The organism is Bdellovibrio bacteriovorus (assembly GCF_041888015.1).
In the GTDB taxonomy this organism is placed as follows: Bacteria; Bdellovibrionota; Bdellovibrionia; order Bdellovibrionales; family Bdellovibrionaceae; genus Bdellovibrio.
Window position 1 is genome coordinate 1,897,714 of sequence record NZ_CP168968.1, and the last position, 26,418, is coordinate 1,924,131.

Annotated in this window: 22 protein-coding genes and 1 riboswitch; of the genes, 7 read left to right on the top strand and 15 right to left on the bottom strand. The window is 48.3% G+C overall.

Going from position 1 to position 26,418, the window contains the following annotated elements; genetic code table 11:
* Positions 1 to 8: 8 nt before the first annotated feature.
* The 10 genes from ACES2G_RS09190 to miaB all read right to left on the bottom strand — a co-directional run bounded on the left by ACES2G_RS09190 (position 9) and on the right by miaB (position 14,945).
* Positions 9 to 1,184, bottom strand: coding sequence for a hypothetical protein (locus tag ACES2G_RS09190; RefSeq protein ID WP_347356305.1), 1,176 nt, complete (start codon positions 1,182 to 1,184; stop codon positions 9 to 11).
* Between the two features lie 2 nt (positions 1,185 to 1,186).
* Entirely contained in the window at positions 1,187 to 4,726 is a 3,540-nt protein-coding gene (gene dnaE / locus ACES2G_RS09195; protein ID WP_347356303.1) for a DNA polymerase III subunit alpha, read from the bottom strand.
* A 71-nt stretch (positions 4,727 to 4,797) separates the two neighbouring features.
* Entirely contained in the window at positions 4,798 to 5,766 is a 969-nt protein-coding gene (locus tag ACES2G_RS09200; RefSeq protein ID WP_373999993.1) for a hypothetical protein, read from the bottom strand.
* A 138-nt stretch (positions 5,767 to 5,904) separates the two neighbouring features.
* On the bottom strand, positions 5,905 to 7,425 hold the full coding sequence (gene guaA / locus ACES2G_RS09205; RefSeq protein WP_373999994.1) for a glutamine-hydrolyzing GMP synthase: 1,521 nt from the start codon (positions 7,423 to 7,425) through the stop codon (positions 5,905 to 5,907).
* A 3-nt stretch (positions 7,426 to 7,428) separates the two neighbouring features.
* Positions 7,429 to 8,892, bottom strand: coding sequence for an IMP dehydrogenase (gene guaB, locus ACES2G_RS09210; protein WP_373999995.1), 1,464 nt, complete (start codon positions 8,890 to 8,892; stop codon positions 7,429 to 7,431).
* A gap of 77 nt (positions 8,893 to 8,969) precedes the next feature.
* Positions 8,970 to 9,482 carry a gamma carbonic anhydrase family protein gene (locus tag ACES2G_RS09215; protein WP_347356296.1) on the bottom strand — a complete coding sequence of 171 codons (513 nt, stop codon included), beginning with the start codon at positions 9,480 to 9,482 and terminating at the stop codon, positions 8,970 to 8,972.
* Positions 9,483 to 9,533: 51 nt separating this feature from the next.
* Positions 9,534 to 10,709, bottom strand: a complete 1,176-nt coding sequence (locus ACES2G_RS09220; protein ID WP_347356294.1) for a patatin-like phospholipase family protein — start codon at positions 10,707 to 10,709, stop codon at positions 9,534 to 9,536.
* A gap of 57 nt (positions 10,710 to 10,766) precedes the next feature.
* Positions 10,767 to 13,004, bottom strand: coding sequence for a cation:proton antiporter (locus ACES2G_RS09225; protein ID WP_373999996.1), 2,238 nt, complete (start codon positions 13,002 to 13,004; stop codon positions 10,767 to 10,769).
* A gap of 18 nt (positions 13,005 to 13,022) precedes the next feature.
* Positions 13,023 to 13,580 (bottom strand): hypothetical protein, encoded by a 558-nt coding sequence (locus tag ACES2G_RS09230; RefSeq protein WP_373999997.1) that lies wholly within the window; start codon positions 13,578 to 13,580, stop codon positions 13,023 to 13,025.
* Between the two features lie 3 nt (positions 13,581 to 13,583).
* Complete coding sequence (gene miaB, locus ACES2G_RS09235; RefSeq protein WP_373999998.1) at positions 13,584 to 14,945, bottom strand: tRNA (N6-isopentenyl adenosine(37)-C2)-methylthiotransferase MiaB; 1,362 nt, start codon at positions 14,943 to 14,945, stop codon at positions 13,584 to 13,586.
* A 90-nt stretch (positions 14,946 to 15,035) separates the two neighbouring features.
* Here miaB and ACES2G_RS09240 point away from each other — a divergent pair, with 90 nt between their 5' ends.
* On the top strand, positions 15,036 to 15,662 hold the full coding sequence (locus tag ACES2G_RS09240) for a hypothetical protein (RefSeq protein ID WP_373999999.1): 627 nt from the start codon (positions 15,036 to 15,038) through the stop codon (positions 15,660 to 15,662).
* 102 nt (positions 15,663 to 15,764) lie between these two features.
* Complete coding sequence (locus tag ACES2G_RS09245) at positions 15,765 to 16,526, top strand: transporter substrate-binding domain-containing protein (RefSeq protein WP_347356286.1); 762 nt, start codon at positions 15,765 to 15,767, stop codon at positions 16,524 to 16,526.
* A gap of 65 nt (positions 16,527 to 16,591) precedes the next feature.
* Here the strand turns inward: ACES2G_RS09245 and ACES2G_RS09250 are convergent, their stop codons facing one another.
* The 3 genes from ACES2G_RS09250 to ACES2G_RS09260 form a co-directional block, all read right to left on the bottom strand.
* The gene (locus tag ACES2G_RS09250) at positions 16,592 to 17,071 is read right to left on the bottom strand and encodes a hypothetical protein (RefSeq protein ID WP_347356284.1); all 480 of its coding nucleotides are present in this window, start codon (positions 17,069 to 17,071) and stop codon (positions 16,592 to 16,594) included.
* Positions 17,064 to 17,161, bottom strand: a riboswitch (purine riboswitch). (Overlaps the previous gene by 8 nt.)
* 267 nt (positions 17,162 to 17,428) lie before the next feature.
* Entirely contained in the window at positions 17,429 to 18,325 is an 897-nt protein-coding gene (locus tag ACES2G_RS09255) for a hypothetical protein (protein WP_347356283.1), read from the bottom strand.
* Positions 18,326 to 18,390: 65 nt separating this feature from the next.
* Positions 18,391 to 19,371 (bottom strand): hypothetical protein, encoded by a 981-nt coding sequence (locus tag ACES2G_RS09260; protein WP_374000000.1) that lies wholly within the window; start codon positions 19,369 to 19,371, stop codon positions 18,391 to 18,393.
* Between the two features lie 121 nt (positions 19,372 to 19,492).
* On the opposite strand from ACES2G_RS09260, the gene ACES2G_RS09265 reads away from it, so the two are divergent.
* The 5 genes from ACES2G_RS09265 (at position 19,493) to ACES2G_RS09285 (ending at position 23,184) form a co-directional block, all read left to right on the top strand.
* Complete coding sequence (locus ACES2G_RS09265; RefSeq protein ID WP_374000001.1) at positions 19,493 to 20,668, top strand: acetyl-CoA C-acyltransferase; 1,176 nt, start codon at positions 19,493 to 19,495, stop codon at positions 20,666 to 20,668.
* A gap of 2 nt (positions 20,669 to 20,670) precedes the next feature.
* Positions 20,671 to 21,369 carry a CoA transferase subunit A gene (locus tag ACES2G_RS09270; RefSeq protein WP_347356278.1) on the top strand — a complete coding sequence of 233 codons (699 nt, stop codon included), beginning with the start codon at positions 20,671 to 20,673 and terminating at the stop codon, positions 21,367 to 21,369.
* A gap of 8 nt (positions 21,370 to 21,377) precedes the next feature.
* On the top strand, positions 21,378 to 22,034 hold the full coding sequence (locus ACES2G_RS09275; protein ID WP_347356276.1) for a CoA transferase subunit B: 657 nt from the start codon (positions 21,378 to 21,380) through the stop codon (positions 22,032 to 22,034).
* Between the two features lie 165 nt (positions 22,035 to 22,199).
* Entirely contained in the window at positions 22,200 to 22,511 is a 312-nt protein-coding gene (locus ACES2G_RS09280; protein ID WP_374000002.1) for a cyclic nucleotide-binding domain-containing protein, read from the top strand.
* Positions 22,462 to 23,184 (top strand): porin, encoded by a 723-nt coding sequence (locus tag ACES2G_RS09285; protein WP_374000003.1) that lies wholly within the window; start codon positions 22,462 to 22,464, stop codon positions 23,182 to 23,184. Before ACES2G_RS09280 ends, ACES2G_RS09285 begins: the two co-directional genes overlap by 50 nt.
* Positions 23,185 to 23,247: 63 nt before the next feature.
* Here ACES2G_RS09285 and pyk read toward each other — a convergent pair whose 3' ends face one another.
* Both pyk and ACES2G_RS09295 read right to left on the bottom strand, forming a co-directional pair.
* Positions 23,248 to 24,645 (bottom strand): pyruvate kinase, encoded by a 1,398-nt coding sequence (gene pyk, locus ACES2G_RS09290; RefSeq protein ID WP_374000004.1) that lies wholly within the window; start codon positions 24,643 to 24,645, stop codon positions 23,248 to 23,250.
* 94 nt (positions 24,646 to 24,739) lie between these two features.
* Entirely contained in the window at positions 24,740 to 26,416 is a 1,677-nt protein-coding gene (locus ACES2G_RS09295; protein ID WP_374000005.1) for a hypothetical protein, read from the bottom strand.
* Positions 26,417 to 26,418: the final 2 nt, after the last annotated feature.

Below are 26,418 nucleotides of genomic sequence, written 5' to 3' on the forward strand. Positions count from 1 at the left end.
ACTCCTTCTTACTGTGCCCACTTCAAAACGATTTCATTTTGTCCCTCAGAAACCCGGGACAATTTTTTACCGTCTAAATCCAAAGTTTCAAGCTTGCCGATCAATTCTGCAGCAGGAATGGACGTATCCAATTCAAAGCTGACAGAATCAGCACTGACCAAGCGTTCGCGGATGTTCTTCACTTGAGTCAACTGGGAACGGATTTTTTCCTTCACACCTTCCCATACCGGAAGTGCCTGGCGTCCTTTGATCGTCAAACGAATCACCGAGGTCCCAACCGATCCACGCTGCCAGGCTTCCATAACCTGAGCGGCCAGATCATTGGCAGTTCCTTCCAGAACCTCACGCAATTTCTTATCCACAGCGCTTTCAAAAGAACCGCTGTCCGTATCAAAACGACGGGACACATCCGCAATGGCCCGGCCATTGCTGACCTGAATGGCCGTCAAACGAAGCTCAATGCGATAGTTCTTGCGCTCACCCTTGGTCAAATTCACCTGACCATCCACAATCACCGGGGCATTGAAGTACTGAGCGAAAAACTGGGCGTCTTCACCACCAACTTTTTCATTTTGGAAGTCCGCAGGCACATTGGCAGCAAGTCCGGCTTCAATAGGTTTCACCAGATAGAAATTGTTTTTCTGGAAAGCTCCACGCAAAGCCTCTTCCAGCAGTCGGCCCTCTTTCAACAAGAATCCGGCCGGGTTTTTATCCAAAGACAACCACCAGCGATAACTGCGGCCTTCCACGCGGTCCTGCCAACTGATCATCGGAAGCACCACCGGGGCAGCATCGTTTTCATTCAACAAGGAATTATCCTGCAACATTTGCTTAAGGTCTTTCAAAGAAACCTTCATTGCCACAGACATTTTATATTCTTCCCCGGCCTGAGTCAGAGCTGTTGGCTTGGTGAAGGGAATATAACGGGCGGAATTTCTGATAATCTTATTTTGAATCAAAGATTTGTTTTTAAGAAAGCGGTCGTTACCGATCAGCTCCTGAATAATCTCCTCAGAGACCTTCTGAAAAGCCTCGTCCTGAATCACCCGTTTTGCGACCTGAGGGTTGGTTTCCTTGGAAACACCCGAATAGGTTCTATCAACCAATTCCGCCTGTTGTGCCTTTGCGCCGAAGCCCAAAGCGAAGATCATACCTGCTGCTGCCACTACACCTGCTAAACGCATTCCTAGCTCCTCAATTCGATAAAGTCTGTTCTTCCAAACAAGGAATGAACACCTTCAAAGAATTCATTATTCACACTGATTCCCTGAGCTTCTTCCATCTCCATCAAAACGCGGCGATTGAGCTCGGCCATCTCGATTTCCAGACTGACGGAAGTCGTCCCAGGGAACTCCTTCATCAAAGACTGCAATCTTGAATAGTCATCAGGATCTATCTTATCCAATCTTAAAACCATTCGCTTGGTTTTTTTAAGAATATCTTCCAATGGGGACACAGTATCGACCATAATTTTTGCGTTCCCGTCTTCCACTTCCAGACCACCACCGACCAGGACGGGTCGTTCTTCGCGCAATTGCGCTTCAAAGCGGGCATAAGAATCAGGGAAAATCACCAACTCACAGCTTCCCGTCAGGTCCTCGACCTTGCCGAAAGCCATACGCGTCCCTTTTTTCGTGATCAGCTCACGCAACTCGGTAATAAGACCTGCCACCACGACACGTTTTTTGCCCGCATCACGGTTTTTCCAGTCTTTCTTAGCCGCCTTAAGAGCTTCCGCCTCCGGACTTCCCGGGGCCGGCATCTGCGCTGGCAAGTCGATCACTTTACAGGTTGTCCAAAGCTCTGAAAGAGTGTCAAAACCCTTCAACGGGTGGTCACTCAGATAAAAGCCCAAAACTTCTTTTTCATAAGTCAAAGAAGCCGTACGAGCCCATGGCTTCACATCTTCCAAAGTCACTTTAGTCTCGGTGGATGGCCCCAGATCAAACAACGAGGATTGCCCCATCTCACGATCTTTCTGCAGACCAATGGCTCGATCCAGATACTTCTGATAGCCGGCAATTAATTGCGCACGATGGGCACCGAAACCATCAAAGGCACCAGCTTTAATCAGACATTCGATCACCTTCTTATTCACACGACGAGTGTCGATGGAATTAAAGAACTCATCCAGCGAGGTGAACTTTTTATCTGGCAGATTGTTGCGGGCCTCAATGATGGCCTCGACCGCATTCTGACCAACACCTTTGATCGCACCCAGACCGAAGTAGATCTCATCACCATGAACGTCGAATAAATAATCCGAGTAATTCACGCTTGGCGAGCGCACCGTCAATCCGCGCTTCGTGGCATCCTTGGAATATTTTACGATCTTGTCCGTATCAGAAAGCTCGGTACTGAGAAGAGCTGCGAAGAATTCTGCCGGATAGTGACACTTCAACCAGGCCGTCTGCAATGTAACAACAGAATAAGCAGCCGCGTGGGATTTATTGAATCCGTAGTCGGCAAACTTATACATCAGATCAAACAGATCATTGGAACGCTGTTTATCATGCCCGCGTTCAATCGCCCCCTTCATGAAGCGTTCGCGGTGCTGATCCATTTCCTCTTTAATCTTCTTACCCATCGCACGACGAAGCATATCCGCTTCACCCAGAGAATATCCGGCAATGCGCGAGGCAATACCCATAACCTGTTCCTGATAGACCATGATCCCGTAGGTCTCAGACAGAACCTCACGAGTGTCTTCCAAAAGATATTCCACCGGCGCTTTACCGTGCTTGCGATCGGTAAAGTCCGGAATGTTCGCCATCGGACCGGGACGGTACAGCGACGTGATCGCGGTGATATCGGCAAATGATGACGGGCGGATTTTACGGGTGGCATCCGTGATGCCCTCACCCTCGAACTGGAACACCCCGGCAGTATCTCCGCGGGACATCATCTCGAAGGTCGCCTGATCGTTCATTGGAATCATCTGCGACAGGATTTTTTTGTCGCGATTTTTCACAATCAGCTTCAATGCGTGATTGATGTGAGTCAGGGTCTTCAGACCCAGGAAGTCGAATTTGATCAAACCGATTTTCTCGGCGTGCTTCATGTCGTACTGAACGACCTGCTCACCGTCTGCACCCTTGTACAATGGAGCATGACGAACCAACTGGCCATCGGCGATGATAACCCCCGCGGCGTGGATACCGGCATGGCGAACCATCCCCTCCACACGTTGAGCCAGATCCATCAGGGTATTGACCGTCGGATTCATCTCCATCATTTCACCGATACGAGGCTCCATTTCCATGGACTCTTTCAGGTTGATGCCGAGTTTTTCCGGAATCAGCTTCGTCACGGCATCAACTTCCGGGAAGGTCATTCCCAGAACGCGTCCCACGTCTTTGATGGCGGCACGGGCTTGTAGCTTTCCATAGGTGATGATCTGGGAAACAGATTCCTGACCATACTTGCGGGTCACATACTGAATCACTTCCTGACGACGATCCTGACAGAAGTCGATATCGAAATCGGGCATCGAAATACGCTCTGGATTCAAGAAACGCTCGAACAGCAGGAAGTTTGGCAACGGATCCAAATCCGTAATACGCAAAACATAGGCGACCAAGGAGCCAGCACCGGAACCCCGCCCTGGGCCCACCGGAATGTCGTTGGTTTTGGCCCAGTTGATGAAGTCTTGAACGATCAGGAAGTAACCGTTAAAGCCCATGCGATCAATAATACCCAGCTCATATTCCAAACGTTTGTCGTAATCCGGAATTTTATCTTCAGGCACCATCTCGCCACGTGCGGCGGCTTCTTCAAAGCGCACCAACAGGCCGGCTTTGGCTTTGCGGGCGATGTCTTCCTTCAGTGACAATCCATCATCCGTCGGGAATGTCGGCAGGTGATAGATCGGTTTTCCCTGGTCATCTTTCAGTTTAAATTTAACATCACAGCGTTCAGCAATTTCCAAAGTGTTAGAAATCGCTTCAGGGATATCCGCAAAAAGTTCCTGCATTTGCTCAGGCTTTTTCAGATAGAACTCGTCCGTCCCCAGACGGAATCGGGATTCATCACTCAGGGTTTTATTCGATCCGATACAGATCAAAACTTCCTGAGCCATCTGATCGTCCTGGGTCATATAGTGAACATCGTTAGAGGCCACGACCGGAACTCCAACGATTTTGGAAGCTTCTTGCAGGAACGGATTAATACGATCCCACTCTGAAACTCCCGTACGACACATTTCCAGATACAAGCGGTCGTTGAAGATTTCCTTCAACTGGCGGATCTTGGCCAAAGCAGCATCAGGACCTTCACGCAAGAAAGCCTCAGCCACTTCGCCGCGCAAACCGCCGGTCAAACAGATCAGATTTTCGTTGTACTGCTGGATCACCTCGTAATCGATACGAGGCTTCCAATAGAAGCCCTCTTGATAGCCGATGGACGAGAGTTTACAAAGATTGCGATAGCCGTCGTTGTTTTGCGCCAACAAAACCAAGCGTCGAGGGCCGGAGTTGACTTGATCACGATCCTGTTTTTTCTCTAAGCGTGAACCCGGAGCAAGATAAGCATCCAGTCCCAAGATTGGTTTTACGTTGTTATCCTTACAGGCGAAGAAAAATTCAACAGCACCGAACATGTTGCCGTTGTCTGTAAGAGCCACCGCAGGCATCTGCATCGCCGCTGCTTTTTTAGCAATGGCTTTAACCCGGCAAGCGGCTTCCAAAAGGGAATATTCTGAATGGACGTGTAAATGAACAAAAGACATGACAATTTCATATCTTAGCCCCCTTTTTGATTCAATAAAAGGGGGTATTCCAAGGCAACTTTCACACTGCGTTACATTGTTCTGAGCTGTACGATTGGATGAACAGAAACTCCCTCAGGAATTTGTGCCGAATTCAGGTCTAATCGGTCGTTTTTCACAGGAATTTTGATGACTTTCTGACCTAGACCCGCATCCACAACGATCTTTAAAAGCACCCCGGAAATCTGAGTCGGATTGCTTGCGCCGTCGATATTCCACAGGGTCGCCTGATCCTCTCGGAACTCGATCTTATCACTATTCGGAGCCGCCGGATCTTTTTCCAAGTGAGCCTCTAAAACACTGGCGGCATAACCTTCCTGAACTTCCATATCCACCTGAATTTTCTGGCGCAGCATTTCGTTGGCATACTTGATCAGCAACGTCGCCTGCTTGCCCGCAACAGGGTCCACAAAATCACGGTCACGTGTGCTGTCCTGAGAGATCACACCAATATAGCGAACTGCCAAAGGCGAGTTAGGAACTTCCAAAGAAAACGGCTGAGTCACCTTAAAGCGACCATTGAAGTCATTAAACGACAACAACAAGCGACCTGTTTCCAAATTGAACAGGCGATAGCCCGTCATTTCCGCGCAACACCCTGCCTGCCCCGACACCAGCACTGGATAGCTGTCGTGCACATTCAACTCGGTCACAGTCTCGGTCTTACCCCAAAGCACCTGCTGCAGACGATCCCCTTTACGAACACTCCAGGAGATACTGCCGGAAATGCCCTCCGCATCCAGATACTGCTCTGTGGTCTTCGCGCTGGACACCAAGAACAACTCATCCCCACCCTCCTCGGTGAAACGACGGTACGTCTGATAATCCTGAGAAGCGCGCTGAATAACCCGCATGCCTTCTTCGGTCTGCTTCAGTTTAAAGCTGGAAATCCCCGAGCTTTCAAAAAGAATCTGTCCTGCCGCAGCCAATGCCGCCACACAGGAAAGAACAATGAACAATGTAATACCTTTAGAGATTTTTTGAAGTGCTTTTGTTTTCATTCCGACGAGGCTAACAAACCCCCTCTAACAAAAGCAGTTACAGAACAATCATTAAAAACATAAAAGGTACCTGCTCACTTTTGCAGAAGCGTCGCGCTGAATGCACTGCTTCTGCAAAAGTGAGCAGGTACCTTTTGGTTATTCCCACTCGATTGTGCCGGGGGGTTTGCTGGTTACGTCGTAGACGACTCGGTTGACGCCTTTGACTTTGTTGGTGATCAGGTTGGAAACTTCGCGCAAGAATTGGAATTCAAACGGATACCAATCTGCGGTCATCCCATCACTGGAGGTCACCGCACGCAAAGCCAGTACATGATCATAAGTTCGAGAGTCCCCTTGAACACCCACTGTTTTCACGGGCAGCAGGACGCAAAATGCCTGCCAGATTTTCTCATAAAGTCCACGACGACGAAGTTCTGAAATATAAACCTCATCTGCGTCTTGAAGTATCTTCAGTTTTTCCTTTGTCACTTCACCTAACACTCGAATAGCCAAACCCGGTCCCGGGAAAGGATGTCGCCACAACATCTCTGAAGGCAAGCCCAACTGCACCCCCAATGCCCGCACCTCGTCCTTGAACAACTCACGCACAGGCTCCACAAGCCCCAGCTTCATTTTCTCTGGCAAGCCGCCGACATTGTGATGCGATTTAATGGTCACGCTGCCACCGACAGATGAAACACTCTCAATCACGTCCGGATACAACGTTCCTTGCGCCAACCACTTAATTGGCAGACTGTGATCGTAACTCTTGTCAAAAACCTCAATGAAAACACGTCCGATCGTTTTGCGCTTATCCTCTGGATCTTCCTTGCCTTTTAGTTGCGACAGGAATTCCTCAGATGCATCCACGCCCTTCACATTCAAGCCAATGCGATGATAGGATTCCAGCACACTTTCAAATTCGTTTTTACGAAGCAGTCCGTTATCCACAAAGACACAGTGAACTCGCTCTGGTCCCAACGCCTTTGTCAGCAGCGTCGCCACCACCGTGGAATCCACGCCCCCGCTTAAGCCAACAAGAACATGATCTGTCGGCCCCACTTTTTCCTGAGCTTCCTTGATCAAAATATCTTTGATGTGAGGAGCATCCCAATCTGATGGAGCTTTACACATGCCCGATGCAAAATGCTTCAAAAGATCCAAGCCATGCTCCGTATGGGCCACCTCGGGATGAAATTGAACTGCCAAAACATCCGGCCCCTGCATCGCTGCAGGATGATTACCATCAGACATTCCGATAATGGAAAAACCTTCCGGAACCTTTTCGACCACGTCGCCGTGGCTCATCCAAACCTTCTGCTTCTGCGGGACACCCGGGATTGGACTAGACCATGTTACATAATTTAATCCGTATTCACGATGTTCAGCTTTCGTAACCTTCCCGCCCAGTTGATGAGTCAAAAGCTGCATTCCATAACAAACCCCCATCACAGGACTTATGTTACGAAGCTCGGCGACATCTCGTTGCGGAGAACCTTTTTCATAAACCGAGTTGGGACCGCCGCTCAAAATAATTCCATAAGGATTTTTTTTGCGAATCTCGTCGGTGGGATATTCGAAAGAATGAATCTCTGAATAAAAACCCAGTTCGCGCAAACGGCGGGCAATAAGTTGTGTGAACTGGGAACCAAAATCAAGGATAACAAAACCACGCATATCTTAAGACTCGCTTCTGTAGTTAGGAGCTTCTTTGGTGATGCTGACATCATGAACGTGTGATTCACGCAAGCCCATGGCCGAGATCTGCACAAACTTCGCTTTGCTTTGCAACTCATCGATATTGCGTGCGCCCACGTAACCCATGCCGGATTTCAGACCGCCCACCAATTGATGGATGACCCCGGAAGCAGAACCTTTGTAGGCCACTTTTCCTTCGATTCCTTCCGGAACCAGCTTGTCATTTTCTTCTACATCCATCTGACCATAACGATCTTTAGAACCCTTGGACATTGCACCCAAGCTGCCCATTCCACGATAGACCTTGTAAGTACGACCCTGGAACAAAATAGTTTCACCCGGAGATTCTTCCGCACCGGCCAGCAGATTCCCGATCATCACCGAGTTGGCACCCAACGCCAAGGCCTTGGTGATATCGCCCGAGAACTTGATACCGCCATCTGCGATAATGGTTTTGTTACGCGCACGCGCCACCTTGGCGCACTCAACAACTGCAGAAATTTGCGGCATCCCCACACCGGCCACGACGCGTGTGGTACAGATACTTCCTGGACCCACACCGACTTTGACGACCTCAGCACCCGCATCCAGCAAGGCTTGCGTGCCATCAGCGGTCACCACGTTGCCTGCAACGACAATGACATCTTTATGCTTTTGGGAAATATACTTCACCATCTCAATAACATTTTTGGAATGTCCGTGCGCCGTATCCACACACAACACATCCACATCCGCCGCGACCAGGGCCTCAACGCGATCGCGAGAATCTGCTCCCACTCCCACCGCAGCACCCACAAACAGACGGCCATGTTCATCCTTGGTGGCCTGGGGATAGTTTTTGGCTTTCTCAATATCCTTGATCGTGATCAGGCCTTTGAGTTTTCCTTTCGCATCCACCACCGGCAGTTTTTCGATGCGGTGTTTTTGCAAAATCTTTTTTGCTTCATCCAAAGTGGTTCCCATTTTCGCTGTAACCAGATTTTCTTTGGTCATCAAGTTGCGAATGGGCTGATTGAAATTTTCTTCAAAGCGCAAATCACGATTGGTCAAAATCCCCACCAACTCGCCATTCACCGTCACGGGAACCCCGCTGATGGAATACTTTTCCATCAAGGTTACCGCTTCCTCGACAAGATGATCCGGCCCCAAAGTGATCGGGTCCATGATCATTCCACTTTCGTATTTTTTAACTTTTTCGACTTCCAAAGCCTGCTTGTCGATATCCAGATTTTTATGAATGATCCCCAGACCACCATGTTGAGCCATCACACGCGCAATACGATTTTCAGTCACCGTATCCATCGCCGCAGAGATAATAGGCGTATTGAGGTATTTACCACGCGCAAACATCGAGCGCGGCACCACATCCGTGGGGGTGATCTCAGAATATTGGGGAAGAAGAAGAATATCGTCAAACGTCAGTGCGTAAGGGACTTCACGATCCATAACAAAGCTCCTAGAGGCAGGTTTTTGTTATTTTGAGCGGAAATCCCCTTCAGTTCAAGCAAAACCAAGACAATAATTTATTCGTACCAGGACTTATAAAGCAGATAGTTGTCGGCGGATTTTTCCAGCAAGGCGACCTCTTCGTCAGTCAGAGACCTTTTCACTTTTCCAGGACGCCCCACAACCAGACTGCGTGGAGGAATTTCAGTGCCTTCGACCAACAGAGTGCCAGCGCCAATCAAACAATGCGCACCGACCTTGCAGCCATCCATCACAATAGACCCCATACCGACCAGCGTGCCTCGACCAATTTCACAGCCGTGCAGCATCACCAAATGCCCAATAGTCACGCGATCATGAAGCGTTGTGCCCCACTTGCCGTAAGTGCCATGCACGACGCTGCCATCTTGAACGTTGACCTCTTTACCAATTCGAATGGGCATCACATCGCCACGAACCACCACGTTGTACCAGATGGAAGATCCTTCGCCGATTTCCACATCACTGATAATGCGTGCATTGTCGGCGATAAAGACTTTTTCTGCAATCACCGGGGACTTGCCGCGGGCGCGTATTAATTCACTGCTCATAGATACCTCGACCTTAAGGCTAAGGGCTTCGGACTTGGGAGGCAACTTGTACTATGCGGATCTTGACGTTTTCCTGACAGAACCTTGGTTATTCTGCGTCAGAAACTCTGTAATACGGTCTTGCTCTTTCATCCCATCCGAAAACCCGATTTCAATCAGCTGACGACAATAGTGCGGCGTAAACATCAGATAGCTGAACATTTCACTGGATTCATCCAAAGATCCCGGCCCTCGCAGAATATAACGAATGATCCGGGGAAGTTCGTTTTCCCTCTTCTGCGCCAACTCCGAAAAATCAATCGAAGGCGCAATCCATAAAGCTTCCACCTTACGCAGAGAGACTCGTTCTCTTTCCTCTGGTGACAGCTCGCGCAGGCTTTCATTGACCTGATGAATTCTTTGGATGTCCGCCTCCAGACCATCCATCATCACCGCGTTCATCAATACATTGGCCACTCGGGCCACCGTAGGAATCCCCGAACTGCCTTTGTTATGATAGCTGTAAAACGTATCCTGACGACGACGAACTCCGATGGCGATCACACGGTCCGCTCCCAAATAAATCGCCGGACCACACGGGGACTGATTGCGGATGCAACCATCACCATAATAACGCCCCTGAATTTGAATGGGTGGAAATAATAAAGGAATCGCTGAAGAGGCCATGACATGCTCCACACCCAAAATCGCTCTCTCACTTCGATGCATGCCACGCTCCCAAGGCTGCAAATCGGGCCACCCCTGAAAGAACGTCACTGTCGAAATACTGTCATAGTCCAAGGCCGAAACTGAAACAGCATGCAGTTCCCCGACATTGATCTTTTTTTGAACTTCTTGAAACCTACAGGACTCTGAAAGGAAATTATTCAAAGGATGAGTGCTTAGCAATGACCGCAAAGCGGTGGTGTCTTTACCTCGGCTCCCCAATGAAAGCTCGGTCATCCACTGCAATCCTCCACGCGAAAGAGCCATCAGATCCGCATAGAAGACATTATCACTGTCGATTTTACTCCACAGATTGACCAGATTTTTGCTGCTCTGAACGAAGCTCGCAGGATGAGCGGCCAGCAATGCGACATTGATCGCACCGGCGCTGACACCAGAATACACCTGAAAGGGATTGTCGATTTTAAGGCGCGAACAGATATGAGCTATCGCAGCCAGAACACCGGCCTGATAAGCTCCTCGGGCACCACCACCAGATAAGACAAGGCCCAGAGTTGGCATAGCCCCTCCTGCCAAAATTTTAAAAAGCAGAAGAGGCCCGAAGCAACGAAAAGTGGTTTAAACTGTCACCTGACTCTGTTTTTTATCAGAAACCAACCAGATTAGATCACCTTCATGCAACACAAAGCTGGCGCGTGGTCCTAAAATACGCTGAGGACCTCGTTCAATACCAACAACCATGCCGTGATAAGCTTCCCGAATTCCGCTGTCACGAATAGTCTTGTCTTTACACTTGGACGCCTCATTCACCACAAATGAAGACAGGCGGTAATCAGCCTGGCGAGCCAGCGCATCAGGACTCTGATGTGCGACCTTTTCCTGCTCCAGGAAGGTATGGAAGCTTTGCAGCTCTTCTTCACTACCAAAGCAGATCAGCTTATCGTAAGGCCACAACACGAACTCACCATCCGGTGCAAAATAACGTTTGGATCCACGATAAACAGCGGCAACGTTGACACCGTATTTTTCCTTGAACGACAGGCTGCGCAGATTCTGCCCCGCTAACACAGACTCTGCACTAAGATCGTAAGTCCCCAAACTTGCGTCCCAGGGAAGGAAGTTCTTGGCGACCTCGGAAGACACCAGTTCTTTACGCTCTTTTTCAGTCAGATTCTTCAGGAAGTTCTTTTCAATAAACTGATACAGGCGACGAACCCAGAACTGTCCCGCCAAAGCGGCAATCGCAATTATAGCCACAATCAGACCCAAAGCCATTTTCAGGGTCACAAACTGAATAACCACGGCGTGCAACAGCACAATCGCCAACACCACACGCCCCACAAAAATCCCAAACTGCAGGCCACGCAACTTTTCCAGTTCTTCAAATTCGCGCTGAGCCTTCAGGGAAGGAGCACTCATCACGATACCCCAGAAGAACGGCGCCATCAGGGCCAGACAGATAAACAGGGAAACACCAACGGCCCATGGGCTTTCCTCCAAATAACGTTGCACTTCCACATTCAAAAGAGCTTTGTAGGCACCGAGGATAGCAATGACCATCACCGTATTCAGCAGAACTTTGACTCCGTAGGTTTTCAGAATCAATGAACCCACGGTGTTTGAGCCCTCTCTGTTGAACGAGGCCTGGTAGCGATCCAACATTTTTTTGATACCTTCAGGAAGCTTGCCTTCCACCCAACGATATAAGGGTTCTGCCACCTTGGTCAGATAAGGCGTCGTGAAGGTTGTCACCGCAGAAACAGCAATCGCCAGCGGATAAAGAAAATCACTGGTCACTTTCAATGTCACACCCAAAGACGCGATGATGAATGAAAACTCCCCGATCTGCGCCAGACTCATTCCGGCCTGGAAAGATTTTTTACGGCTTTGACCGGAAAGAATCGCACCCAAGAATGTACTGATAAACTTACCGACAATCGTCACCAATGTCACCAGAATCACCAAATCCCAACGCTCGATTAAAATTGTTGGATCGATCATCATCCCCACGGAAACAAAGAAGATCGCGGCAAAAAGATTCTTCACCGGAGTCAGGACGTGCTCCATCTTGTGACCTTCAGGAGTTTCGGCCAGCAGGGACCCCATCACGAAAGCCCCCAGTGCCGGGGAAAAACCCACTCCCGCGGCAATCATCACCATCATAAAACACAGTCCGATAGAGACCAAAAGCAGGGTTTCATCCTCAAGAAGATTGCGGATTTTTCTTAAGAAGATCGGAATCAGGAAAATACCGACCACAAACCAAAGAGCGATATAGAACAGCAGACGCAGACCGGAGAATGCCAGCTCAGAACCGGAAACAGCTCCCGAACCGGCAATGGCCGCGAGCAACACCAAAAGCAAAATAGCCACGATATCTTCAACAACAAGAATACCAAAGACCAGCTCGACGAACTTCTGCCCCTTCATCCCCAACTCGTGGAAGGCGCGCACGATGATCGTCGTTGAGGACATCGAAAGAATCGCTCCAAAGAACAAACTGTCAATGTTGTTCCAGCCCAACATCCGCCCAACCAGATAACCAAATCCGATCATAAAGATAATTTCAAAAACAGCGGTGAAGGCCGCAGACCCACCCACTTTGAAGAGCTTCTTGAAGCTGAACTCTAAACCTAAGCTGAACAAAAGAAAGATAACACCGATCTCGGACCAGACCTGAATACTGGCCTTATCAATAACAGTCGGAAGAAAGGGAACATGCGGACTGACCAGGAAGCCCGCAATCAAATAACCTAAAACCTGAGGTTGGCCGAGCTTTTTAAACAGCAGCGTCGAAAGCGCTGCAATTATCAGAATAAAACCAAGATCCGTAATTAAATGAGGTAGATGATGCATGCCTCATAGTTACAAAAACTAGTTCAAATATCCAGAGCCTTTGTCCATCAAACCAAAATTTTGCAACTTTTGTGCAGCGCCCTCAGTCTCAGCATTCATCACGCGAGAGCGGCCAATAAAGCTTTTTGTCGCAAACAAAGGCACTTGCAAATACAAACACAAAGACATGGCCTCATCCGCACGCAACTTCACTGAGTTCGTCTGAGGATGACCGCTGATGTAAAGACGCAGATATTGATGGGCTCCTTTGATTTCCACAAAGACCGCCTGTTTGATCTCAATCCCCAAAGAGCTCAAAAGCACTCCGGTGAATTTATGCGGAGATGATTCCAGAATCATGCGATTGCTTTGCGAAAGTGCCACACCAGCATCAATGGCGCTGACCGCAACCGGCAACGTGTACTGATGCCCTTCATCTTTGAAAAGCAAAAAAGGACGTGCTGCATCCGTGGTCACAGAAAGACCATAAGGGAACAACTGCACCAATTCATTTTGATGGAAGGTCTCTTCTTCCTGGCTTTCGTTGGCAAAGACGATCTGCGCGTTGAAATTCTCAAAATCCAAAACTTCTTTCATGACTTAAACCATCTCTCCTCTAAATACCGCGGGGAAGGCTTTCGTGATTTTTACATCGACCGTTTTACCGATCAAATCCGCCGCTCCCAAAAAATGCACCAACTTATTCCCGGTGCTGCGTCCTTGAATTTTTCCGTGATCCCGATCCACATTCTCGACCAGGACCTTCATCGTCGTTCCTTCGTATCTTTTCACCGATTCAAAAGCCATGGCCTCATGCACATCAAACAGACGGTTCAAACGCTCATTCTTCACGTCTTCCGCGACCTGATCTTCGAACTTCGCCGCCTTCGTAAACGGACGCGGCGAATAGGCAAAAGCAAAGATCGTTTCAAAGCCGACTTCCGTTACCATGTTCAAGGTGTCTTGAAAATCTTCTTCTGTTTCCCCAGGGAAGCCGACAATGATATCTGTTGAAAAACAAACATCCGGAAGGCCCTTTTTGATCATGGTTATGCGATCTAAATACTCTTCACGAGTGTAGTTGCGATTCATGCGCTCCAGAACCTTGGTGCTTCCCGCCTGGAACGGCAAATGGATGTATTCCATAATCTTATTGGAATGCTCCGCCATCACATCCACCAGCTTCTGATTAAAGTCCTTTGGATGAGAGGTGGTGTAACGAATGCGTTCAACGTCGGTTTCTTTAGCAACCAGGGCCAGCAGATCCGCAAAGTCGATGCCTTCATCGCCCTTGTAGGAATTCACATTCTGCCCCAAAAGCGTGACCTCTTTCACCCCGCGTTTTACAAGATGACGAATGTCCGTCAGGATGTGCTGAACCGGACGGGATTTTTCACGCCCGCGGGTATAGGGAACGACACAGAAGGTGCAGAAATTATCGCAGCCTTTGGTGATGTTCACATAAGTAGCCACGCCGGGATTTCGTACCAGAGTTTCAATATGATAAGGCGTGCGATGTTGGAAGCGGGAATTCACCAGCTTCTTTTCACCCGCAAAAGACTGCGCCACAAGTTGCGGCAAGTTGTCGATCTGATCTGTTCCAAAAACAAAATCAATCATGGGCTGGGTCTTGATCAGATTTTCTTTTTCCTGCTGCCCCACGCAGCCACCGACACCGATTTTCAAATTCGGATTTTTGCGTTTCATGTACTTGTAAGTACCGACCTCGGAATAAACTTTATGCACCGGTTTTTCACGCACACTGCAGGAATTGATAATGATCAAAGAGGCTTCTTTAGGATCGCGGACTGGAACAAAATTCTGCATCTCCAAAAGCGCATACATTCGTTCCGTATCATTCACGTTCATCTGACAGCCATAGGTAGAAATATAGACACCTCGGCCCATGCCAATGTCGGTATTTTCATCAACGGTTTCAGGATTTTGAGTGATGTTGTCCACGAGTTCTTACCTCTTGTGTCATCAAAAGAGTTGAGTTATAGAGGAGCGTCTTAGAAATGTCAAAAAATGAAGTTCGACGGAGATCTGCTCATGAACCCAAGACTGAAAAGCTCAAAAAAATGGACCGCCTTTCCTAAAGAGTACTCAGAACAAATTTTGGGAGTTTTCAAAGAAAACTTTGCCCAATATCTTGGCAATGCAGAGTTGATTATCGAAGGTCGCATCTATCAAGAAGAAATTGCGCTGCGCGTTGGTTATCTGGAAGAAGGCCGCTTGGCTCAGGCGAATTTTGAAGTTTCCATGAACTATTCTCAGGAACAGCAAGATGCCATCACACGCATTCATAACTGCGTGGATGCCGCCGCCAGCATGATGGTGGAATATCTGGAAAACGACGGAGAAGTCGATTTCCCTTACACTTGGAAGGAAGTTCCGTTCCAAGGCAAAAAAATCTATCTGCGCTTCTCAACTGAAAACTCTTCTTTGGAAGCTGAGGCCAACAAACTTTTGGGTTTGAATGAAGATGACATGCTTCACGACGAAGAAGAAGTGGATGAAGATGCCTTGAGCCGCGCCGAACAAAGCGAAGAACTTTCCCCACCACGTGACGATGAAGACTACGCTGAAGGCGACTCCACCGACGAGGATGAGGACGGCTCTGACGACAACAAGGGCCCCAAAATGTTCAGCGGAAAGCCTAAGAAGTCTTTGCACTAAATGATTTCCAAGTTCCTTCGGAACAGAATAATAGAACTTTAATAAACAAAGTTCTTTTTCCCTTGGTTCATTCAAGCGAACGAGAGATAATGAGGATCTATCATGATTCGAATTGCTCTCGTTCTAACACTCACTTTCACAGCTCTCTGTGTTCGCGCCACCACCATCATCATCAATGGCGAGGATGACTGGGCTCCCTATTCTTCTGCATCACCGGACTATAAAGATGTGATCGGACTTGCTCCGGACATCATCAAGGCAGCCTTCAAATCACAGGGTGTTCGAGTTATCACCCGCCCAGTTCCTTTTGCCCGCTGTCTGCATGAGGTTGAAGAAGGCAAAGCTCTAGCCTGCTTTGACACTGTCATCAGTATTGAAACCGAAGGTAAATATATTTTCCATTCTACACCGCTTTTTGAGGCCGACATGGTCGTGTATGGCGCTCCGAATGAAAGCAAGCGCCCCATGACCTTCAAAGATCTGGAAGGCAAGGTCGTAGGCACCACCAATGGATACACTTACCCCACAGAGTTTTTGCAAAATAAACGCATCACCCATTCACCAGGGCCCACAGAAAAATCTCAATTGGAAAAATTAGCCAGCGGACGCGTTCACTATGCCGTACTTTGGGGATTAACGGCGTCTTATCTTCTGCAGGAAAACCCTTCTTTAAGCAGCAAGGTGAAACCCCTGGGAGTCATTTCTCGCAAGGGGCTTTATCTTAGCTTTTCAAAGAAGTACAAAGACGGCGCCAAATATGCGGGCATTCTGGAAAAGGGACTGCAGACGATTCTCAGCAACGGCACCTATGCGCGCATCACTGGAAAATTCAACGCCATTCACGTTGAAAATCCCAAACCCTAAAAACAAAAATGCCCATGCCTTCGTCAGACATGGGCGCCCCTCGACAGAGAGAATATTCTTGTGAATTAAAGAGCTCTTACGCGAGCTTCAATCGTCGGAACTTCATCCAGGTGATGCTTGGCTTGGATGATGATTTCAACCGCATCTTTCTGCCTCAAACGGCCTGCTGCCATTTTTTCGCAGATCAAAGCTTCTAACTTATCTGTGATTTCATAAACACTTTCGTGCTGTGGCCACAAATTCCTGGAATCATTGCTGCCACCCGCACAAAGTGGGATGTAGTGATCAATCTTGAAAGCCTGGCGCTTCATAGTGCGAGTTCTGTAACCGATTTGATCGTATTTTTGGAAGATAGCTGCTTTTTGAGATGTGGACACATCACGTTCACAGTATTTGATTTTTTCAGGATAACGGTATTCATCAGGACGGTTACAAAGAGCACCCGGAGTCAATGCATCATCCGGCCCTTTAGGAAACGCCTCATAAGCATGAGACAGGGTTGCAAAGAACAAAACCACAACAAACAAAGCTGCGCGCTTAAACATATCCGCTCCAAATAGACTGCCCTTTACGGTGGCAGGTAGAAACGTCAGACCCTATCTCCGACTTATATTTGAGTAACCGCGGTTAGTAGTAATGTTGAGATTTCCCATTTGCAATAAAATTTACAGCCTATAACGCATCAAACCAAACCCAAAAACCAAAAAAAAAGACCCACCCTCATCAGGCAGGTCTTTATAATTTTCCTTAAATTCATCCCCAAAACCGGGAATAAGGCCGTTCAAAAGGGTTCAGCCGCAAGGCGGAGGCCCCTTTCCGAAACGGAGGCGTGCTCCAAGCACGTCGGAGTGAAGAAAAGGGGCCGACAACGCAGTCGGATGAGCCCTTTTCAACGGCCGACCCTAGTATTCGTCGTCTTCGACGCCGGAACCGGATCCTTCGCCCATCCCACGCACTTCTTCGATAAACGCGCTATTATCCTCTTCAAACTCATTATCCACTGCTGATTCGTCGATCTCCAGCTCTTGGATAGCGGCCAGGAAGTCTTTTTCCGTGCGCAAATCGCGACGGATCATTTCCAGGAACTTATCTGGGTAACGGGAAGTCAATTCTTCCACGTAACGCTCAAGTTTGCCGTCCTGAAGGATCTTCTTACGAACTTGGATCTTCTTCCAGAACATCAAGTAGTGATAACGGCAGTAAGCATCTACGATCGCGATTTGGTCGCAATCACGGGCGCGACAATAGCGGCGACCCTCTGCGTCAGTCAGAACGACTTCCTCGTCGCTCTTCACTTTCTCTTCAGCAACCCACTCCTCATCAACTTCGACTTCCTCTTCGGATTCTTCGACAGCTTTGAGTTCTTCCTCGTACTCACCGATTTCATCGCCCATCATGTCGTCATCGGCAATAAAATCGTCTTCCAGCTCTTCTTCGTCCTTCTCCTTCTTCGCTTTGCCTTTTTTAGGGGCTTTCGCCTCTTTTTTAGGCGCCGCTTTTTCAGGAGCAGGCTGTGGAGTGGCCTTTTTTTCCAGCTTCTTGGCTTCGACCTTGGTTTCTTTAACCTCTTTGGTCTCTTTGGCAGCCTTTACCGGAGCCTTCGCAGGCTTTACTTCCGGTTTTTTCTTCGCCTCAGGCTTTTTAGCTACCTTTACAGGAGCTTTATCAGCCTTCTTTTTCACAACGGCTTTTGGAGCCGGCTTTTTGGGAGCTGGCTTAGCCGCGGCTTTTGCGGGCGATTTTTTAGCTGGTTTTGCAGCAGCCTTGGCTGCGGGCTTCTTTTTTACGATTTTTGCCATAGTTCTACCTAGATAGTGCTTTAGAGATCATTCCATCTGTCAGACATTTGAGAAAAGCTGTCAACTCATTTCACTGAAATAGTGCCTTCTTGACTGCGCACAAAAATGCTTCCTCTCGGCGCGTCGCCACGCAAACGGCCACGCGCCGTTTTCTCAGCACTCAGCTTCGTCACACGCACTTCTGCCGGGACAACAATTTCACCTTCGACCGTCATCAAGTTCAAGCTCGCCCCCGAACCTGGCGGAGTCTGAATACTCACGCGGCCCGACTTGGATTTCACATCCACTTCGGAATCCAAAGCCATTCCTATTGTCACAGCGCCATCTTGATTCTGACCTTCGATGCGCCCCTGGAACCCCTGGATATTCAAACTCCCTTTGCCACTTTCAAACTGGATCGTTCCGTTGCTTTGATTGATCTTCGCCGTGGACTGCTGCGCCGATACAGTCAGGAACCCGCGCACTTTTTCAACATTCATCTGACCAGAAAAAAGCGACGCATCAACATCTCCCTGGATGTTTTTCAAAGTCATGGAACCAGAGTAGGAATCCGCGCTAACCTTGCCCAAATGATCCGCCACAGAGACATCACCTTTTTGCACATAGACTTGCAAAGATCCTGCGCCGTTCAAAGATGACACGCGCCCTTGAGTCAGGCTCACTTTCAGATCTTTGTTCCATTTCTGAGCAACCACGGACCCACCGCGCAATTGAACATCTGCAGGAAGCGCCGGGCCGATAATCTCAATTTTTTTCATTTGTGAGGCGGCCTTGGGCAAGATGTTTAGCCAGGTTCTTTTGCCGTCGTATTCATTCATACGGACTTCAATGATATTATTTTTCTTTTCGACAATGAAAAGGCCTTCCCCACTGGATTGCTCCACCCCGGATACACGCAACGCAGTGCCAGGCTGTCCCACCATCTGAACCTGCGCCTCCAGACCTTTCAGGACCAAGCGATCACCTTCAGATACGGGAACTTCGAATGTAGCTGCCATCAGTGGCTGAAAAACGAGGTGGACAAGAATGAAACTAATCGCTGACATGCGTTGACTCCTTACATTTGACTCTGTCTTTAAAATATAAAAAAGTATCCGGGCATTTACAATAATTTGCAAGGGGCCCCGGCCCGTCAAGAAAGCTTGAACTAAAGCTAAAGAGGTAAAAATGGAAAATGTCGTAATTGTGAGCAGCGTAAGAACTCCCGTAGCCTCCTTTCAAGGTGGTTTTGCTTCCGTACCAGCACCCAAACTAGGCGCTGTAGCTATCAAAGAAGCCATCACTCGCGCGGGCGTTTCTGCTGATGAAATTGACGAATGCATCATGGGCGAAGTTTTGACTGCCGGCGTAGGCCAGGCTCCAGCTCGTCAAGCGGCTCTTTTTGCTGGACTTAAAAACTCCACTCCGTGCATGACCATCAACAAGGTTTGCGGTTCTGGCTTGAAATCTGTCATGCTGGCGGCGGATTCCATCGCTTTGGGTCACACTAAAATTGCTGTTGCTGGTGGTCAGGAAAACATGACTTTGGCACCGCACTTGCTTGAAAACTCCCGCTCTGGCTACCGCATGGGGCCAACGCAAATGACAGACTCTATGATCAAAGATGGTCTTTGGGATCCGTACAGCAATTTCCACATGGGAAGTGCGGCAGAGATCTGCGTAAAAGAACATAACTTCACTCGTGAAGAACAAGACGCGTTTGCTATTGATTCCTACAAAAAAGCTCAGGATGCATGGGCTAAAAATCTGTTCAAAAACGAAATCGCTCCAGTCACAGTTGAAGGACGCAAAGGCGCTGTCACTGTTGACAAAGACGAAGAGCCGTTCAACACGAACTTCGACAAGATCCCAGGTTTGAAACCTGCGTTCGACAAAGCGGGCACAATCACGGCGGCCAATGCTTCCAAAATCAACGACGGTGCCGCTGCACACGTTTTGATGTCTGAATCCGAAGCGAAAAAACGTGGCATCAAGCCTTTGGCAAAAGTAGTTGCTCACGGCACTTTCGCTCATGATCCAAAATACTTCACAACAGCTCCAGTGGGCGCGATCAAAGGTGCCTTGGCAAAAGCCAATCTGAAAGTCGGTGATATTGATCTTTGGGAGATCAATGAAGCCTTTGCGGTTGTCACTCAAGTTGCGATGAAAGAGCTTGAAATCCCGGCTGCCAAAGTCAACGTTCACGGTGGCGCTGTGGCTATCGGTCACCCGATCGGAGCTTCAGGCGCTCGCATCCTGACAACTTTGGTTCACGCCCTGCACACACACAACAAACGCTATGGTTTGGCGACTTTGTGCATTGGTGGCGGCGAAGCGGTGGCTTTGATCATCGAGAAGGCTTAGTCATGAGCAAAAAAGTTTTTAAAGACGCCAAGAGTGCGCTCTTTGACGTCAAAGACAATATGACTCTTGTTTTGGGCGGGTTCGGTCTTTGCGGAATTCCGGAAAACTGCATCACCGTTCTAAACGAAATGGGTGTGAAAAACCTGACCTGCGTTTCCAATAACGCAGGTGTGGATGATTTCGGCCTGGGTCTGCTTTTGCAAAAACGTCAGATCAAAAAAATGATTTCTTCCTACGTCGGTGAAAACGCTCTGTTTGAAAAGCTTTATATGAGCGGCGAACTTGAGCTGGAATTCTGCCCACAAGGAACTTTGGCAGAACGCATCCGCGCGGGTGGCGCCGGCATTGCCGGATTCTACACTCCAACAGGAGTGGGCACCCTGGTGGCGGAAGGCAAAGAAATTAAAAACTTCGACGGCCGCGACTATGTTCTGGAAAGAGGCATCGTGGGTGACTTTGCACTTGTGAAAGCCTGGAAGGGCGACAAGTTCGGAAATCTGATCTTCCGCAAAACAGCGCGCAACTTCAACCCTATGGCAGCAACGGCTGGAAAAATCACCGTGGTGGAAGTTGAAGAACTGGTTGAAATCGGCGAATTGGATCCGGACCAGATTCACACTCCGGGCGTTTATGTTCAGCGTATCTTCCAGGGTACGAACTATCAAAAACGCATTGAACAAAAAACGATTGCCAAAGGTTAGGAAGATTTATGCCATTAACAAGAGAGCAAATTGCACAACGTATCGCTCAAGAAGTTGAAGATGGTTACTGCGTAAATTTGGGAATCGGAATTCCTACACTGGTTGCCAACTACATCCCGAAAGACAAATTCGTTATGTTACAAAGCGAAAACGGTCTTTTGGGCATGGGACCTTTCCCAAAAGAAGCTGACGTTGATGCAGATCTTATCAACGCAGGGAAACAAACTGTGACCGCTTTGCCGGGCGCAAGTTTCTTTTCCAGTGCTGACAGCTTTGCCATGATCCGTGGCGGCCACGTGGATCTGACTGTTTTGGGTGCGATGGAGGTTGATGAAACCGGCAGCATCGCCAACTGGATGGTTCCAGGCAAAATGGTCAAAGGCATGGGCGGCGCGATGGACCTGGTGGCAGGTGCCCGCAATGTGATCGTGGCCATGCAACACACGGACAAGGAAGGAAATTCCAAACTGCGCAGCAAGTGCACACTTCCTTTAACGGGCGTAAAATGCATCAAGAAAATCGTCAGCGATTTCGGCGTGATCGAGATCACACCTGATGGATTTGTTTTGAAAGAATACGCCCCGGATCTAACTCCAGAAAAAGTTCTGGCAGCCACAGAGGGCAAAATGAAAATTGCTCCCGACTGCAAAGCCATGACATTCTAGTTCACATAAAAAAGGTACGGCCTTACTTATGGTACTGCATCTGCCTTAGACGCAGGTATGCTACCAAAAGTAAGGCCGCACCTACGTCGTAAGTCCAGCCTCGCATTGCCCTGCCTTAAAATCCCATAGATAATAAATATTCACGTACTTGCGAGTGGGGTTTTCGTGGCAGAGGCAAAAAAAGTAGCAAAAGACACCTATCTATTCCGAGATGGGGATGCTCCCGATGCGATGTACATCGTTAAGACTGGCGGCTTTGCCATCACCAAAAGCAAAGGCAACACTGAAGTTGTTATCGCGGAAATCCAGCCCGGCGCCATGGTCGGTGAAATGGCCTTGTTTGATAAAAAAACCCCGCAGCGCCAATGTCAAAGCCACCAAGGATTCCGAGGTCATCGCACTTCCCTACGATTCCTTGAACAAGCAGATGGATCAATTGCCCGTGTGGGTTCGTGCGATCATGAAAACGCTGAATGAAAAGCTGCGCGATGCGAATCAGAAAATCCGTCTTCTGGAAAATACCAATCCCGATGAAGAGCGTTTCCCGCCACACATCGTGAATAAATACATTTCCATTCTGAATCTGGTCGGAAACAAGTATGGCAAATCCGAAGACGGCGGCGCTTTGAGTTTTTCCTCCGTCCTGATTCGCAACTACACTATTCAGATCTTCCAGGAGGCCACGAATAAAATGCAAAGCGTGGTGAACGCTTTGAGTGATCTTGGCTATCTGACGCAGGAAGATCGTGGGGATGGAACGCAGAAGATCAGCAATCTGAAACCTCAGGAATTGTTTTCTTTCGTAGACTGGTACAATGAATGGTTGTTCAAACAGGACAAAGACCGACTTCCAGCCCTGTCTGAACAGGAAGTGACCATCCTCAATGGCATTCTGCTTTTCGCCCGTCGCGTAGAGCCAAATCACAAAGGTCTTTATAAGGTGGATCTGACTGACGTGCAAAATGAATCCATGAAAGAGCTGGGACAACTTATCCGTGCGGATGATGTGAACTCTTTGATCGAAAAGAAATATCTGACAGAAAAGATCATGGATGAAAAAGGCGTCTATATCATGGTGGAACTGCCTTACGTGGAGCCACTGGCGCGCAACTGGACAATCGTAAACAATCTCAAGCGCAAACTGCGCTAAAACAAAAAAGCCAGGAACCTTTCGGAACCTGGCTTTTTTTTTATTCTTACTTTTCAAAATACCCTATTCAATTTCCGGGATTTCCTGACAACGCAGCGGAAGCTTTTCATTGGCCAGCTTCACCACATCCTCACCACCCACGGTATGAACATAGATAGAGTTGGTTTTTGCTCCACAAGCAATAGGCTGACCCAAAGTCAAAATCACACGATCACCGGTTTTACCCAGGCCGTGAGAAACCAACAACAGATCCACTTCACGCAGAATATCTTCCATGGTCTTATACGGCTTAATAGCATGAGTTTGAATCCCCCAGCCAAGCTCCATACCATTTAAAACATCCAGATGCTGAGTCACAGAAATAATGCGCGCCTTTGGACGGAAGGCTGAAATGATATTGGCAGTCTTACCCGACGTTGTCAGACAGATGATTGCCGTGGCATTCAACTTCAAAGCACTCAAGGAAGCACTGGCCGCAATCGCAGCAGGGGTACTCAAGAATTCATTTTCCAATGAAATCTTATAGTATTCTTCCTCGTTGCGCTCAACTTCGGTGATGATTTCGTGCATGGTACGGATACAACGGAAAGGATACTTCCCACTGGCTGATTCTGCGGACAACATCAGCGCATCAGAACCATCCAAAACGGCATTAGCCACATCGGTGATTTCCGCACGGGTTGGACGAGGATTTTCAACCATGCTGTCCAACATCTGAGTCGCCGTAATAACTGGCTTCCCCAAGAGATTGCACACCTGGATAATACGCTTTTGATAACCTGGCAAACGGCTTTGCCCTACTTCCACGGCCAAATCTCCGCGTGCCACCATTACGGCGTCACTAAGGCGACAGATCTCTTCCAAGTTCTCGATAGCTTCCACCATCTCGATTTTGGCAACAATTTTTGCTGTGCAGTTTTTAGCTTCAATTCTTTCGCGCAACTGGCGAATATCGCGTGCGTGGCGAACAAAGCTCAAGGCGATATAATCAACCTTGTTTTCAAGGCCGAATTCAAGATCCTCAATATCTTTCGGAGTCATACATTCCACCGGCAGATTAACCCCCGGCAGATTCATTCCTTTGCGGTCTTTTAAAATCCCGCCATAAATAACTTCCACATCCAGCTCTTCACCGCGAACCTGCAGAACCTTGATCTCCATCAAACCGTCATCCAACAGGATGCGAGTCCCCGGAACACAGGCCAACGGAAGCTCTTTAAAGTCTGATGGAATCAATCCCGACTTTCCCATAACAGCCGCCGTGGTTACAACCAGACGATCCCCGGGTTTAATTTCAATGGATCCGTTTTCAAATTTTCCAACGCGAATCTTAGGTCCCTGCAAATCCTGCAGAATCGCCACGGGAGCCTGAAGTTCCTGAGACAGCTTACGCAAGGACTTAACTACTTTAAGATGGTCTTCATGACTGCCGTGGGAAAAGTTAAGGCGAGCCACATTCATGCCCGCCTTAATTGCTTTTTCCAGATTTTTTCGTCACGAGTCGCCGGCCCGATAGTGGCCACAATTTTTGCACGACGATCTGCTAACATGGAATCTACGCCTTCCTGCTGTATGAATTCATTTTCACAGACAAGTTTTGCATATCTTCCTGATGACGTCTATTCATTCTATCAAGTTGATCCTGATGCGACTCATTCAACTGTGCAATCTTGGCCTCGTACCTCATCTGCAAAGACTCTTTTTCCATCTTGCCGGCCTTTTCCTGTTCTCCGGTTCGTGTCGAATGCAGATTCTCCAAGCGTTTTACGTCACGCGCCTGACTATCCTGAAGAGCCGCAATGCGATCTTCATAGCGCTTCACCGTCTCCTCCAGCCTGGAGTTAAAAGTTGCCTCCATCGTCCTGAAGCGCTCCGTCATATTTTTATTCAAAGCCGCATGGTCCGCAGAGTTCTTTTCCCGAACCACATCTATACGATCCTGGTAGTTGGATTTCATCACATCCAACGAGTCCGTATAGTAACGCTCCATCTGGGCTTGATTCTTATTAGTCAAATCAATGACCTTACTAACCCGAGACTCCGCATTGTTCGCAACCTGCGTCACCTGATCTTTATGCTGAAGAATCATATTTTCACGATCTTCACGATGGCGGGTGTTCATAATGTTGACCTGAGATTTGTTCTCACGGTCCGCATTACGCAAAAGCTTCTGATTCTCGTTCAAAACACGACCGATGCGCTCGTCATTGATTTCTTTCATCTGATCCACAGCACCTTCACGCTGTTCTTCAGACAAAACCAGACGCTGTTCATAGGCTTGAGTCAGATTGCGGCGTTCAATACCACGCAATCTTTCGTTCTTGGAAATTTCATTATTAAGACGACCATTCAGACGCTGAATCTGACTGTCACGAGAACGAATCTGACTGTTGATACGACCATTTACAGAATCCCGGAAATCCTGATTCTGAGAATCCATCTGCGCGGACTTATTATCCAGTGCATTTTCATACTTACCACGAATCGACTCACGCTCCTGATCCATGATTGTCTGTTTAATATCCAGATTTTCGCCGTACTCCTGCTTGCTGTTGACGACATAATCGCCATACTTCTGAGACCAACGGGCATTATCCGCTTCACGTTGACGCTCGCTCTGCTTCAGACGAGCCTCATAGGATTTACGCATTTCTTTAACATTGCGGTCTTTCGCCCGCAATGTTTCGTCGTGACTGCTCAACAGGACATCGCGCTCCTTTTCATGAGCCTCATTCAAGCGACGTGTGTTGTTATGAATAGCTTCCTGAGATTTCTGACGATTTTCCTGAATGGCCTCAGCAAAGCGCTCGTCGCGGCCGGAAATTTCACTATTCATCTGCCCAACCAGGTTCTGTTTCTGAGCCTCGTTGATTTCTTTTTGTTTCTTTATCGTGCCTTCGTAACTCGTCCGCTGCTGCTCGCGAGCATTGTAGGAATCCTCCATCTTATTGCGAAGTGAATCACGATAAGTCTGACGGACTTCATCAATCTTTTTGCTATTTTCGTAATCACGCTGATTCAGCGTTTCGCGATTACGATCCTTGAGATCGGAGATACGACCTTCATATTCATCAGTAATATTCTTGATTTCGTCGTGATGACGCTGCTCCAAACGCTTGATTTCTGCGTTCTTTCGCTTGGCATTTTCGCTTTCACGATTCTCATACTCTTCCCGAGTTTGACGAATCTTTTCGTCCTGGCGTGCACGATCCGATGATGAAATAGAAGACATCC